The following is a 13,964-nucleotide window of genomic DNA, read 5'->3' as shown; positions in this document are numbered from 1 at the left end:
GCATGGACCCGGTATTTGAATACGAACGTAATTTGACACGACGGACTCTGCTGGGACGCTCGGCCCGCGGCATTGGCGGGGCGGCGCTGGCGAGCCTGCTCTATCCCGAACTGTTTAACCAGAGTGCGTCCGCGGAGACGATTCCCGACGGCGTGAAGCAGGTGGCACCGCGGGCGAAGCGGATTATCTATCTGTTTCAGTCAGGCGGTCCCTCGCATGTGGATCTGTTCGACTATAAGCCGGTACTGCGGAAATTGCATGGTTCGGACCTGCCCGATTCGGTGAAGGGGACACAACGGGTGACAGGGATGACGGCCCGGCAGAAGTCGTTTCCCGTCGTTGCGCCGTTTTGGGAGATGAAACAGTGCGGACAGCATCAGACATGGATCAGCGAACAATTGCCTCATACGCAGACAATTGCCGATGACATTACGATTATCAAGTCGTTGAATACGGAAGCGATCAACCACGACCCGGCGATCACGTATATCAACACGGGCTCACAACAGATCGGTCATGCGAGCATGGGGGCCTGGCTGAGTTACGGGCTGGGAAGTGAAAACGAGAACCTGCCCGCGTATATGGTGATGTTGTCGCAGGGGACGGGGAAGAACCCGGGGCAGCCTCTGTTCGACCGCTTGTGGGGTTCGGGGTATCTGCCCCCCAGTCACCAGGGAGTGAAACTGCGGCCCGGATCGAGTCCGGTGCTGTATCTGGCGAACCCGGCGGGCATCGACCGTAAACAACGGCGGAAACTGCTGGACGACCTGGCGACACTCAACCGGGGACAGGCGGAAGAGATCGGCGATCCGGAAATTCAGGCGCGGATTAATTCGTACGAGATGGCTTACCGGATGCAGACCTCGGTACCCGAACTGATGGATCTGTCGGGAGAGACGCAGAAGACGTTCGAGATGTACGGACCGGAATCGCGGAAGCCGGGCAGTTTCGCAGCCAACTGTCTGCTGGCCCGCCGGATGACGGAGCGGGGCGTGCGGTTTGTGCAGCTGTTCCACCGGGGCTGGGACCAGCATGTCTCGCTGAAGAGCCAGCTGCCGAACCAGTGCCTGGACGTGGATCAGCCTTCAGCGGCATTGATCAAGGATCTCAAACAACGGGGCCTGCTGGATGAGACGCTGGTGATCTGGGGAGGCGAGTTTGGTCGGACCGTTTACAGCCAGGGAGCGATCGGCAGCCCGAGCGCGGGGCGAGATCATCATGGCCGCTGCTTCTCGATCTGGATGGCCGGCGGCGGGATTAAGGGTGGCTTTGAGTACGGGAAGACCGACGACTTCTGCTATAACATCGCGGAGAATCCGGTGCACATCCGGGATATGAACGCCACGATTCTGCATTGCATGGGGATCGATCATCGACGGTTGACGTATAAATATCGCGGCCTGGATGCGCGGTTGACCGGTGTGGAAGAAGCGCATGTGGTGCATGATATTTTGTCGTGACCGCGAACTACGCGAAATTTTGCTACCACGAAAGGCACGAAAATCGCGAAAAAAAATATCTGGTGAATTGAGCGTTTCAACTGGGGCCATGTGACGGGTTGGCGTGAATCGTGCGTCGCCAGGCGGGCGGGCACACAGGCCCGCGCCTTACGTCTGGATTAGCATCACGGGATAGCCCCGAATGCAATTCTGGCCTACCCATTTTTAAAGTGTCATTTCTGGTCTCGTTACATGCGTTTGAGTTCGAGGCTGAGTGATTCGTTGTTGGGGCCGTCCGGTTCGATTTTGATGGTGAGGGGGGATTTGCCCGGATCTGCGTAGATGTGAGGAATCTGGGCACTTTTTTCTACTACCTGAGTAGGTTCGGTGCTGGCCGGTTCTTTCTTGCCGTCGGCGTCCGGATTGGTTTCCGGTTCTTTCATCGTGATCTGGTGCACGGTCACCCGGAATTCGCCTGCGATCGAGCCGTCCCCCTCTTCATACGTTGACATGACGAATGTGCCGTCTTCTTTGATGGTGCCCCCGGCGGCTTTGCCTTTGAGGGCCGAGAGGGGGACAAAGGAAATGGCCCCGCCTCCCACCATGGGTTTGCCTTCAAACAGGACGACCCCTTTGGTGGGATAGACGGTGACTCTGTCTCCGTTACCACAGCCGGTCAGCAGGGCTGTCACAGTGAAGAGCAGACAGAACGAATAATTGAGCTGCGGAAATGGGGGCATGGCGTTCCTTTCGCCTGAATTCTTTGCTGGATCATCAAAATGAGGGAAGCTTCACGGTGAAAGACCGTTACGGGCCCTGGATTGTTTCCCGGCCCCCGCGCGTGCTGAGTGCCTGCCAGAGTGTGAGATCGATGTTCTCCGAGAAGAATCGCACCGAGCCGTCGGCCATTGCTCCCTGAACGCCACCCGTGTGATAGCTGCGGGCCGCGGAGTACATTTCGGTGTAGGGAGAGCCGATCTGGATACAGGGCATGCCTTCTTCCGGGTAATTGCGGCAGCCCCAGATACCATCGGGAGACGAACTGTTGGGGCCGGTCTGTGCGCTGAAAACATCGGCTCCCATCGCTCCGTAGACCCAGGTGCCGCGGGTGTCCTGGCTGGAGGGGCCGGTCGAACTCTGCAGGCGGAACTTGAGCTCGCTTAATGCCAGCGTGTTGGAAGTCCCGTCGATGATGTCCCGCATGGCGATGGCAGAATTGTTGCCGAAGACGCCCCCGACCTTGCCATCATTGGTATGCACGCGGCCATAGCCGGCTTTTCATAGCAGGCGGCATAATTTCCCCGGGCGAGGTTTTCCAGTGCGGTGCCGTTGGCAAACTGTTCTCTGTTCTTCGGGTGCGAGGGGCAGAGCATCGCGTCGATCTGTCTGCTGCCCACATACATGCCCTGTGAAGTGTAGGTTCCATTTCCCAGCCAGTCGATCACTTCAGGGCGTTCATTGGCGATCGTCATCACATCGTTGAACATGGCCGACTGTTCGAGGTCTGCCAGGATCAGCAGGATCCAGGAAGCACCGATGGCGACACCGCCCGATCCGTTGGACCCGTTTGGATTATCGCCGGCTCCGTTCACAGAGCCGGGAGGAAACAGGCCGTGTGTGGAATGATAGTTGTGTAAGGCCAGTGCCAGCTGCTTGAGGTTATTTTTGCAGGAGGCCCGCCGGGCGGCTTCGCGTGCCTGCTGGACTGCGGGCAAGAGTAAAGCAACGAGAATCGCAATGATGGCAATGACCACCAGAAGTTCGATCAAAGTAAAAGCATGACGTTGATGAGAGCCGGAAAGAAAACGGCTGAAAGTACGATTTCGCATCGCATGTTCCTGGTTCAACAGAGGGATATGAGAGAAAGCTCACGACAATGGTGAGAAAAATATTTCTGCTTCAAGAATCTCGACTTCTGCAACGTATGGCCGTCAGATGGATACGCTAGCTTTGGATTGTCGGATGTTCAATCTCATTGTGGCCGCTGGGGCTGTTATTCATCGATCGTTAACCGGACGTTAACGTGAGGCTTTGACCAGGAACGGTATGTAAGTGTTTCTACCACGAAAGGGATTGCTACCACGAAAGACACGAACGTCACGAAAAGGGGACTGGTGAATTGAGCAATCCAGCTGGGGCCATCTGACGGGATGGCGAGAATCGTGCGCTGCCAGGTGCCTCTGTTTCAAGTCAGCCGTTTCGATTCCTGGCAAAGAGAGGCAATGCTTCTTTCAGTTCCTGCAGGGCTTGTGGGCTGACATTGTCGCCGGCCCCGATATACTCGATGGTTTTGAGCGGTTTGAGGTATTTCAGACCTCGATCGGTGACTCTGGTGTCTACAATGTAAACGCGTTTCAGGTTTCGCAGCTTTTGAACTTCCCGAAAGCCGTCATCGGAGACATCGGTATGATTTAAATTGAGTTTTTCCAGACTCGTCATTTTTCCGATATGAATCATGGCTGAATCAGAGAGGTGGGTGTCGTTGGCGTGCAAGGTCTTGAGATGCGACAGGTCTGTCAGCGAACTCAGAGCTGAGCCAGTGACTTTGGTGTGGGAAATGTTCAACTTTTGTAGTTGTTTCAGCTGTCCGATCTGCGAAAGTCCGACATCGGTCAGATCGCTGCTTCCCACGTCGAGTGTTTCCAGGTGCGGCCATGTTTCAATAAGCCGGGCGATGGCCTGATCGTCGAGGCGGGGTTGGACAGCAGACACCAGGAGTCGTTTCAGGTTTCGGGATGAACTCAGTTGCAGAATGCCCTCCAGGGTGACGTGGCAGCCACTCAGTTGCAGAGTCCGCAGGTTTGGTAACTTTCCAAGCTGCTTTAGTTTTTCGTCGGTGATACCTGAGCCGAACAGGAGCAGTTCCTGCAGATTGGATTTGCCGTTCAATTCCTGCAGAAGATCATCGCCGATTTCGGACCAGGTCAGCTCGATGCAGATGGGCTCTGTGGTTTGTCTGATTTTCTGGAGTCTGTCTTCCCGCTTCCAGTCCGCATTTTCAGCCAGGTCTATGCGCATAATCCGCGGGGCAGCAGGTTGAGAACTCTTTGGGGTTGCAGGAGTGGAGGATTGTGTCTGCCGGGGGGCTGGTGTTTGCCGGCTACAGGAAGTCAGGCTCAACAGACAGAGGCAGGTCATCCAGAAACAACGGAGGCTGCGGGAACCTGCCGTGAGCCGGGGTAGTGATTGCGACTGGTGACACATGGGAAGACTTCGATCTGTTGTATTTCCAGTGAATGAGTCAGTTTGTTCAGACTGATTGTCGTCAATCTTTTGGCCGGATTCCAGACAGGATGTCACCGAATTACGAACCGTCTTGCAGGAAGAGGGGGTTGTGGTCTACATTACGCGCGGAGGGGGTTACTGCTGCTTGATGCCGGTCAGACGGCTGTCTGCTGTAACATATTACAGTTATAGTGTTTATGTTAATTTATGTCTGGCTGGATCCGTCGAACAAGGATGTTCTGTGATGCTGAATCTGTCATTCCGCCTGTTCTCCGGCGGTGTTCTACTTGTGTGTTGTCTTTCAGCGTGCATTCCCGTTCCGATGACGGCTCCTGAACTCTACCGGCCGCTGGCCGATTTTACGCCCCAGGATGGTCTCTACGATTTTGAGACACAGCAGGCCACTTTCAATGTGGCGATCGATGATAACCCCAATGATCCGGATGCGCATTTTGCCCGGGCGTTGCTCTATATGGGCGTCGGCCGGTACGCGTCTGCCGAGGATGATCTGACGGCGGCAATCAAGGTGGCGGAGAAGCAGACCGGATATGACTCCGAACGGCTGGCTTCGATTTATGTGCATCGGGGACTGATCCGCTGGAGCGATGAAAAGGTTGAACTGGCGATCGACGACTATTCCCGGGCGATCGAACTGGCACCGAAGAACTGGGAAGGCTATTTCCATCGCTGGCTGGCTTACCACTTCGAGGGCGAGGAAGAGAAGGCAGAGCAGGATCGCAAGCGGGGGCTGAAGCTGGAGCCGGATGTGTTCGATAAGGAATACGTGCTGCGGTATGACGGCATCGTGTTGTAGACCGCGAACGGTTCGAAAGGGGACTACCGCGAAGGGCTCGAAATTTATGCTACCACGAAAAGCACGAAAGTCACGAAAAGGGAACTGGTGATTTGAGCGTTTCTTCTGGGCCATGTGATGCGTGACGCTGAATCGTGCTCTACCAGGTGGGCGGCCACACAGGGCCGCACCCTACGCTTATTAGCAGCTTCCCGGGTGCCCCCGAATGTAATTCGGGGTTGTCGCAGACAACAGGAAACTGTCAGGGAAAAAGTTTGAGTTTAGCTTCGCGCTTCTCCGATTCAGGCCCTGTTGGTTTAAGAGTCACCCCGTGTGATGCTCTTTGATGAACGCAACACAGTCAGTTTCCTGCTCGCTGCGCTCGGCCCGAATTGCATTCGGGCTCACCCGAAGAATTCTCTAGCCAGTGATTTAAATCCTATGAGAGGATTGTGTTTTTTCTATTTATCATCGCCGTAGACATCATCGTATTTTTTCCATTGTTTGCGGTGGATGATGTAGGCGGTGATACCTTTATTGGTGACTTCAAGCAGATACTTGCCGTTTTTCATGTCGTAGTACTGTTTATACTTATCATCGTAGAGAATCAGGACTTTGAGCGGGCCTTTGGGAGTCAGCGGGATGTCGACATCCTTGCCGGTTTTTATTTTCGCCTCAGGCAACTGGACGTTCAGGGGTGGGACATGTTTTCCCAGTGACCAGGATTTCATGACAGCATCCGATGTTTTGATGAAGGCACAGTACTCTCCCGTGTTGATGAATTTTTTCATCTCCTCACGCCAGTTTTCGTTGTACTTGATGGCTATTTTCCGGCGCTGCCAGTCGTAATCTTCATTGTAAAAGAACATGCTCAGGCCATTGGTCTCATAGAAGTTGTCCAGCTTCCAGATGTCCTGATTTGTTTCGGTGAGCTTGACGTCGTTTTTGGCCTCGAGTTTGATCGGCTGACTTTTACGAATCTGAAAATAGGCTTTGCGGATATTCTTTGCCAGTTCCGAATTCTGTTTGTCCAGCTTGAGCTGGGAATAGCCGGCGTAACCACAGAAGGCATATTCGCAGACGTAATTGTAGTAAAAAACGGGTTCGGCTTCCTGTTCCTGTTGTTTCAGATTTTTCAAGATGAGTCTGGAGGGAAAGAAGGCATCGCCCGGCAGAAAATAGTCATTGGTGGCACGGGCGGGGGGAACCGATGTGAGCAGACTGAGTGAGACGGCCAGGCCGATGAGGGGCAAGCGGTGCATGAGCGTGTCTTTCCTGAAAAGGAACGAAGTGAGAGACCTGCTTTTATTCTGAAACGTTTCTGGCTGAGATGCAAATGTTTTCTGGCCAGATGTGTACCGCGAAAAGTCACGAAGGTGGGACAACGAAATGCTCGAAATTTTAACTACCACGAAAAGCACGAAAGTCACGAAAAGGGATCTGGGCGGCGCGGGTTTGGGGTGGGGGCAGACTTTCTGCATTGATCGCTGATGTTGTGGTGTCCTGTTTAAAGACGCTGGTGCTCTTTGATCATCTGGTCTGGCTGGTGCCGGTGTGTATGATGGTTCCCTTGGAAGCGTTATCCGGTGGAATGTCGAGAGGCGGGCAGGCACACAGGCTCTGCCCCTACGATGATCCTCATTGAGCAATGGGAGTTGGTTATGGTTTTGTTTTCGGAATATTTATGCTGGTTTCAACACTGTCGGGCAAGTCGACAGTGGCACTCGCCTGCGTCTATTGATGTTCTCAATTTTGTAGAAGGGCACGTGGGGGTCAAGACAAAATTTTGTCCTGATGTGGCCGGATTGTGTCCGGGTTTTGTCCCGATTCTGTCCATTTTTGTCCCGAATTTGTCCCAATGTGGCCAGGTCAGAGGGAGAACATTGCGAACAGGTTCAAAATGTTCCACTGGAAACCTGGTGAAAAATGACGGCGACTCAGGTGAACCTGGGATATTGGTTCGCACTGTTCCAGTGCACGCCCACCCGCCTCGCGCGCGAGCCAGATTTGGAACAGAATACGATTCGGGAAGAGCGGATCAAGGTCAGTTTATACAGTAGCCGGTTCGTTCTCTTCAGTGAAAATCCAGCAGTGGAGAACCGGGAAATCAGATGACAATCCGGGCGGGCTTTGGTAGGCTGAATTGAGGTAAGAATCTGTAGCGCTGTGCTTCTATGAGGAAAGAAATCATCATGCATGCAAAATGGGACTGGAAACGGTGGTGGACTGGCTCGGTAGTGGGGCTGTTGCTGGGCAGCGGTTGTCTGCTGTTAACTGCAGCTGAAAAAGAGCAGAGTCAATTGAGCAGTGCTCAGCAGACGGCAGTGCAGGATGTGCAGCAACGGGCGGAAGATTTGAAAGCGGTCAATCAGTCGATCTGGAATTATGCAGAAATCGGCCTGCAGGAAACGAAATCGTCACAGCTGCTGATTGAAAAGCTGGAAGCGGAAGGCTTCAAAGTCAAAAGCGGGGTGGCAGATATGCCCACCGCGTTTGTGGCGAGCTACGGCAGCGGGCATCCGATTATCGGGATCCTGGCCGAATATGATGCCCTGCCGGGACTGTCTCAGAAAACGGTTCCTTATCGGGAGAGTCTCTCCGAAGAAGGGGCGGGGCACGCCTGTGGACACAGCGGCCTGGGGACGGCGGCATTAGGGGCCGCCCTGGCGGTCAAAGAAGCAATCGACAAGCATCAGCTCAAGGGGACGGTGCGACTCTACGGTACGCCGGCGGAGGAGACCGGACTGGGGAAGGTGTATATGCTGCTGGATGGCCAGTTCAAGGACCTGGATATCTGTCTGCACTGGCATCCGGCGAATATTACCAACGTGCACCTGGGAAGCTCCAAGGCACTGGTGTCGGTCAAGTTTACGTTTACGGGATTGCCCTCGCATGCTTCGGTGAGTCCGGAGAGCGGTGTGAGTGCGCTGGATGCGGTGGAGCTGATGAATGTGGGCGTGAATTTTATGCGCGAGCATGTGAAAGAAGACGCTCGGATGCATTATGTGATTATCGATGGAGGCGGACAGCCCAACGTGGTGCCGGCGAAAGCAACGGTGTGGTATTACGTGCGGGCCAATGCGCACGAGGACCTGGAGCGATATTATCACTGGGTGGTGGATATCGCCAAAGGGGCGGCACTGATGACGCGGACCAAACTGTCGATTCAGGTGGATACGGATAATCACGAGCTGATTCCGAATGCGCCCCTGTCGGAGTTGATTCATGAGAAACTGACGGTGATCGGTCCGCCGGAGTTTTCAGGCGAAGAGAAAGCGTTTGCCCGCCGGATCCAGCAGCCCCTGATTGAAAAGTTCGGCCAGACATTCCCGGTAGCGATCGACAGCCGGGTACATACGCTGGTGGAGTCGCGGACGTCATCGAAGGGATCGACGGATGTGGGGGACATCAGCTGGCACATTCCGACGGGAGGTCTGCGGACCACCTGTTTTGCTGCAGGAAACCCGGGACACAGCTGGCAGAATGTGGCCTGCATCGGATCTTCGATCGGGGAGAAGGGAATCCTGTATGCGGCAGAGGCATTGGCAGCAACCACGGTGGCACTGATGGAGAATCCGGCGCTGGTGAAGGAAGCGAAAGCGGACTTTGATCAGCGAATGAAGAGTCGAAAATATATCACGCTGATTCCGAAGGGACAGAAGCCACCAGTGAAAATCCGGTGATCTGTACCAGGGTAACCGGAGCTGTTTTTTTCCAAAGATCAGGCAACCAGGAGTGGGAGAATCGAGAGATGAACATGATCGACGGAGTCCAGGAATTGAAATCGCCGTGGATGATCGCTGTCTGGCCCGGTATGGGAAATGTGGGGCTGACGGCAGGATATTATCTGATGGCCAAGCTGGGGATGGAACTGCTTTCCGAGTATTCACCGCCGGAACTGTTTGACATCGATTACGTCGAAGTCGAACAGGGAGTGATTCACACGGGGATGCGCCCGCGGAGTCGATTCTTTCTATGGAAAGATCCAGAGGAACAGCACGACCTGGTGATTCTGATCGGCGAAGCTCAGCCTCAGTTCGGCAAATACACGTATTGTCAGAAAATGGTTACGTATGCCCGGGACCTGGGAATCGAGCGAATCTTTACATTCGCGGCGATGGCAACCGCCATGCATCCGGAACACGAATCGCGTGTATTTGCTGCGGTGACGGATCCGGAGAACCTGAAGGAGATGCGGGTGAATAACCTCGAGATTCTGCAGGAAGGGAACATCAGCGGTCTGAACGGAATCCTGCTGGGGGCGGCGGCGGATAAGGGGATGGACGGGACTTGTCTGCTGGGGGAGATGCCTCATATCTTTTCCCAGTTGCCGTTCCCCAAGGCTTCGCTGGCGGTACTGCAGGCATTTCGGTTGATCTCGGGAATTGAAATCGATACCAGCGAGCTCGTCGAACAGTCAAAAGCGATGGAGCAGAAGCTGGGCGAGCTGTTATCGCAGGTGGAAAAGTCAATGGGCGAAAAAAAGGAGATGCCGGAACAGCAGGAGTCGTTTGAAGAATCCCTGCAGCCTGAGGTTCCCGAAGAGCCGACGCTGACGCCGGAAGAAGCGCAGCGGATCGAAGAGTTGTTCGCACAGGCGAAGCAGGATCGCTCTAAGGCTTATATTCTCAAACAGGAACTGGATCGGCTGGATCTGTTTGCAGAATATGAAGACCGTTTTCTGGACCTATTCAAAAATCACGGCTGAGCCGGCTCGGTCAGCAAAGTACGACAACAGGAGTCCATTTTCTGATGGAACATTTTCGACTGGAAAAGAAGGGATCACTGACCACGGCGGAGGGGGCGATTGAATTCGTCGAACGCAAAGGGATCGGTCACCCGGATACGATCTGCGACGGGATCGCGGAGGCGATTTCGATCTCGCTTTCACAGAGCTACCTGCAGTGGGCGGGACGGATTCTGCATCATAACATCGATAAAGGCCTGCTGGTGGCGGGCCATACCGAGCCCGAACTGGGGGGCGGAGTCGTGCATACACCGATGCGACTGGTGATCGGGGATCGTGCGACGTCCGAATGGGAGGGCCACCGAATTTCCGTGGAGGAGATTGCGCTGGAGAGTGCCCGGGAGTGGATCAAGGCGCATCTGCCTCTGGTCAATCCGGAGACGCACGTGGTGTTTCAGAACGAACTGAGGGCCGGCTCCGCGGAGTTGACGGATATCTTCTCGCGGGCACGCCTGCTGTCGAATGACACATCGGCTGCAGTCGGATTTGCTCCGTTGACGGAGACCGAACAACTAGTGCTGGAGACGGAGCGGCTGATCAATACCGAAGAATTCAAGCTCAAGTATCCGGAAACGGGGCAGGATGTCAAAGTGATGGGTGTCCGTCGTGATCGGGGTCTGCAGCTGACTGTGGCTGTGGCGATCGTCGACCGGTACATCGAGGAAGTGCAGTACTACTTTGACCGGAAAAAAGAACTGGAGGAAGAGCTGACTGCCTTTCTGGAGCCGCAGCTCAAAACGCTGGACAGCGTTTCGCTGGCGATCAACACGCTGGACGACCAGGAGCGAGGGCTGGACGGCATGTATCTGACGGTGCTGGGGACTTCAGCCGAAGGGGCAGACGGAGGACAGGTAGGTCGCGGGAACCGGGTGAACGGTTTGATTACTTTGAATCGTCCGATGAGTGCCGAGGCGGCAGCCGGGAAGAATCCTTTCAGTCATGTGGGCAAAATCTACAACGTGTTGTGTCATCACCTGGCGAACCAGATTTATACAGAGCTGGAGCCGGTGAAAGAGGTCTGCGTGCGAATGTGCAGCCAGATTGGTCGCGAGATCAGCGATCCCTGGATGGTAAGTACTGAGGTCGTGTTGAGCGCGGGAACCGGACTCGAGGAGGTAGAACAACCGATTCAGGAGATTATCGAGAAGCAGCTGCGAAACATGGAGGATTTTGTCAGACGGCTGGCGAGCGGGGAATTCAGCGTGTATTAAAGCTGGTATTCAGCGAGACCAGCCGTGCTCCCCGATGAGAGGCACAAAGGCGAAGGCGCCCAGGTTTTCTTCATCCAGTCGTCCGTTGCTTAATGTGAACCGGCACATGGTCTGTCCGGAGTATTCGCCTCCGATGGGGATGATGATGCGGCCGCCTTCGTTGAGTTGATCCACGTAAGGCTGAGGGAGGGATTGTGCGCCAGCGGTGACAATGATGGCGTCGAACGGAGCCGCTGCGGGGACGCCGAGTGTTCCATCAGCCGTGTAGACGTGGACGTTGTCATAGCCGAGGCGGGTCAGCTTTTCGCTGGCCTGTTCCACCAGTTCCGGGATGCGTTCAACAGTATGGACTTCGCGGGCGAGGAGGGAGAGGACAGCAGCGCCGTATCCGGAACCGCAGCCGATTTCGAGGACTTTTTCGGAGCCGGTCAATTGGGCGGCCTGACACATAAAGGCGACGGTATAGGGCTGAGAGATGGTCTGCTGGCAATCGATGGGGAGGGCACAATCGTTATAGGCGAAGCGTCTGTTTTCGGGGGTGACGAATTCTTCACGGGGGACGCTGCGCATGGCGTGGAGCACGCGGGGATTGGTAATGCCCCGTTCCCGCAGGTGCTCCTCGATCATGCGCTCACGTGCATTGACGTGGATATCAGGGTCGGTATTCTCAGCAGAATCGGTCATAGGCGGTGGTCTTTTTACTGTTGCTGGAACGCATACTCTGCGTCAAAGCTGAGCCAGGCTGGTCGGGCTCTCTTTCCGGATGATCTTTCCGATTTCGGTGAATTCCTCGCAAAGCAGTTCGAGTATATCGTCGAGCGTCAGAACGCCTGCCAGTTTACCATCTTGATCAACGACGGGCAGCCGTCGGAAGCCCCCGGAACGCATTTTAGTGAGAGCGTCTTCGATGGATGTCTCTTCGTTGACATTGAAGGGGAAGCGGGTCATTACTGACTCGACGGTGGTCTCGATGGCATCGCGACCTTTACCAACCACGCGCAGGGCCAGGTCCCGGTCCGTGATCATGCCGATGGGATGGGATTCTTCGTCGAGGACAATCAGGGTGCCTACATTGCGGGAATTCATGCGTTCGGCGGCGACTTGAACAGATTCGTTTTCATCAACCAAATCGACTTCTCTTGTGCAAATTCGTCCTGCAGTCATGACTTTCTCCTTTGCAAATTGTGATGTCGGATGTCTGATTGAAAGTAGCCAAGCATATGAAACGGGCTGACTGTGGACAGTAAACCGTTTCTATATTTCAGCATACCTGATCTTAGCAATCTGTAAACAGATTCTGAATAGTAGGAATGCCGGTAGTTTCAGTGGGGAAAATCCCCAGTTCACTTTGATCTTTGCCCTGATTTTATGCCCGTTGGGAAATGTGTATTTTAAAGATGTTGTCAAATGGTTTCTTTTCGGAAACCGAATCCCAATTATGAAAGGAGTGTGAATCATGACAATGGTAGCAGAACAACAGATGGAGCATATCGGTGAAACACGGGGATGTGCAGATCACGATCATGATCTGGTGCATGAATTAAGCAAGCGTCTGGATGCCTTGTGGCGGTGTGACCAATATATCGCGAATGCCTCCGGTCACAAGGAGCTGCAGCGTTTCTGGCGAGACATTAAAAAACAGGAAGAAGCGAATATCAGCAGAATGAAAGAGATCATGGCAGAGCATATTCAGAAAGGCTGTTTCTGAAAAGTGCTTACCCGATAAGATCGGGGAAATCCCCAGGCGGAGAGCAGGGGATACCGTAGTGTCGTTCTCTTTGATTTCCTGATTTCAGAACAAATCGGGAGAAGGTAGGATTCTCGTCAAAAGTTGAGTGACGGCCAGTTCTGATCTGGTGTCAGATTTGCTGGCTGTGTCAGCAGAATATTCCCCAATCAGCATTTTATTAAGGAGAGATATGGCGATGGCAACAACAATGACGAAAGAAAAATCGAAGTCGGCTCCCACTGGTCAACCTGAAATTAAGACGGGTGCGCTGTCGCGGAAGCCTGGTGATCTGGCTTCTTTTTTTGGACGTGCGCCGTTCTGGTCATTGCGGGATGAAATGGATCATTTGCTGACTCGTTTTTCTGATGACTGGAATAGTGGCTGGTTAACACAGGGGTTCGAAGCCTCACTTGACCTGTCCGAGACGAACGACAAAATCGAAGTTCATCTGGATGTTCCCGGAATCAAACCTGAAGAAATTGATGTGGAAGTCAGTGGGAATCAGTTGCGGATTACCGGCGAACGGAAAGAGGAGCAGGAAGAGAAAGGGAAAACCTTTCACAGAGTCGAACGACGTTCAGGCAGTTTTACACGTACGGTGACGTTGCCTTGTGACGTGAAGGAAGATGCAATCGAAGCCTGTTGTGATAACGGCGTGCTGACGATTTCACTACCGAAAGCAGAAGCCGTAAAGTCGCACAAGGTGACTGTGAAGCCGAAAGCCAAATAACTCCTGAGTAACTGGTCGCGGCTTTGCATTCCCGGGGTGGTGTGTCACATAAGGCGTGTTGTGGCACACCATCGTTATTTATGCAGGATG

Annotated in this window: 13 protein-coding genes and 1 pseudogene; 7 read left to right on the top strand and 7 right to left on the bottom strand. The window is 54.1% G+C overall.

The features are described 5' to 3' along the window. Positions 1 to 2: 2 nt before the first annotated feature. A complete protein-coding gene (locus tag Enr10x_RS18945) occupies positions 3 to 1,460 on the top strand; it encodes a DUF1501 domain-containing protein (protein WP_145111379.1) in 1,458 nt (485 codons plus the stop codon). A 227-nt stretch (positions 1,461 to 1,687) separates the two neighbouring features. Here Enr10x_RS18945 and Enr10x_RS18940 read toward each other — a convergent pair whose 3' ends face one another. From Enr10x_RS18940 to Enr10x_RS18930, 4 genes and pseudogenes are all read right to left on the bottom strand, one after another. Beyond that, entirely contained in the window at positions 1,688 to 2,179 is a 492-nt protein-coding gene (locus Enr10x_RS18940) for a hypothetical protein (RefSeq protein WP_145111376.1), read from the bottom strand. A 67-nt stretch (positions 2,180 to 2,246) separates the two neighbouring features. Beyond that, entirely contained in the window at positions 2,247 to 2,642 is a 396-nt protein-coding gene (locus Enr10x_RS30545) for a DUF1559 domain-containing protein (RefSeq protein WP_261343241.1), read from the bottom strand. A gap of 77 nt (positions 2,643 to 2,719) precedes the next feature. Next, a pseudogene (locus tag Enr10x_RS18935) lies at positions 2,720 to 3,268 on the bottom strand (DUF1559 family PulG-like putative transporter); the annotation flags it as partial. A gap of 361 nt (positions 3,269 to 3,629) precedes the next feature. Continuing rightward, positions 3,630 to 4,457: a leucine-rich repeat domain-containing protein gene (locus Enr10x_RS18930; protein ID WP_197997285.1), complete on the bottom strand. Its 828-nt coding sequence runs from the start codon at positions 4,455 to 4,457 to the stop codon at positions 3,630 to 3,632. A 451-nt stretch (positions 4,458 to 4,908) separates the two neighbouring features. Here Enr10x_RS18930 and Enr10x_RS18925 point away from each other — a divergent pair, with 451 nt between their 5' ends. Then, positions 4,909 to 5,478 (top strand): tetratricopeptide repeat protein, encoded by a 570-nt coding sequence (locus Enr10x_RS18925; protein ID WP_197997284.1) that lies wholly within the window; start codon positions 4,909 to 4,911, stop codon positions 5,476 to 5,478. A 440-nt stretch (positions 5,479 to 5,918) separates the two neighbouring features. Here the strand turns inward: Enr10x_RS18925 and Enr10x_RS18920 are convergent, their stop codons facing one another. Further along, entirely contained in the window at positions 5,919 to 6,719 is an 801-nt protein-coding gene (locus Enr10x_RS18920; RefSeq protein ID WP_145451018.1) for a hypothetical protein, read from the bottom strand. 930 nt (positions 6,720 to 7,649) lie between these two features. Here Enr10x_RS18920 and Enr10x_RS18915 point away from each other — a divergent pair. The 3 genes from Enr10x_RS18915 to Enr10x_RS18905 all read left to right on the top strand — a co-directional run bounded on the left by Enr10x_RS18915 (position 7,650) and on the right by Enr10x_RS18905 (position 11,415). Then, complete coding sequence (locus Enr10x_RS18915) at positions 7,650 to 9,140, top strand: amidohydrolase (protein WP_197997283.1); 1,491 nt, start codon at positions 7,650 to 7,652, stop codon at positions 9,138 to 9,140. A gap of 74 nt (positions 9,141 to 9,214) precedes the next feature. Then, positions 9,215 to 10,165 (top strand): PAC2 family protein, encoded by a 951-nt coding sequence (locus Enr10x_RS18910; RefSeq protein WP_197997282.1) that lies wholly within the window; start codon positions 9,215 to 9,217, stop codon positions 10,163 to 10,165. Between the two features lie 44 nt (positions 10,166 to 10,209). Continuing rightward, on the top strand, positions 10,210 to 11,415 hold the full coding sequence (locus tag Enr10x_RS18905; protein WP_145451015.1) for a methionine adenosyltransferase: 1,206 nt from the start codon (positions 10,210 to 10,212) through the stop codon (positions 11,413 to 11,415). A 9-nt stretch (positions 11,416 to 11,424) separates the two neighbouring features. Here the strand turns inward: Enr10x_RS18905 and Enr10x_RS18900 are convergent, their stop codons facing one another. Together Enr10x_RS18900 and Enr10x_RS18895 are read right to left on the bottom strand one after the other, a co-directional pair. Then, positions 11,425 to 12,099 (bottom strand): protein-L-isoaspartate(D-aspartate) O-methyltransferase, encoded by a 675-nt coding sequence (locus Enr10x_RS18900; protein WP_145451014.1) that lies wholly within the window; start codon positions 12,097 to 12,099, stop codon positions 11,425 to 11,427. 42 nt (positions 12,100 to 12,141) lie between these two features. Continuing rightward, positions 12,142 to 12,579, bottom strand: coding sequence for a CBS domain-containing protein (locus Enr10x_RS18895; protein ID WP_145451013.1), 438 nt, complete (start codon positions 12,577 to 12,579; stop codon positions 12,142 to 12,144). 292 nt (positions 12,580 to 12,871) lie between these two features. Between Enr10x_RS18895 and Enr10x_RS18890 the strand changes: the two genes are divergently transcribed. Then, a complete protein-coding gene (locus Enr10x_RS18890) occupies positions 12,872 to 13,123 on the top strand; it encodes a hypothetical protein (RefSeq protein ID WP_145451012.1) in 252 nt (83 codons plus the stop codon). Positions 13,124 to 13,340: 217 nt separating this feature from the next. Further along, positions 13,341 to 13,874, top strand: coding sequence for an Hsp20/alpha crystallin family protein (locus Enr10x_RS18885; protein ID WP_197997281.1), 534 nt, complete (start codon positions 13,341 to 13,343; stop codon positions 13,872 to 13,874). The last annotated feature ends 90 nt before the right edge of the window (positions 13,875 to 13,964 follow it).

The sequence above is a fragment of the Gimesia panareensis genome, assembly GCF_007748155.1.
GTDB lineage: Bacteria > Planctomycetota > Planctomycetia > Planctomycetales > Planctomycetaceae > Gimesia > Gimesia panareensis.
This window is presented reverse-complemented; position numbering and strand designations above follow the sequence as displayed.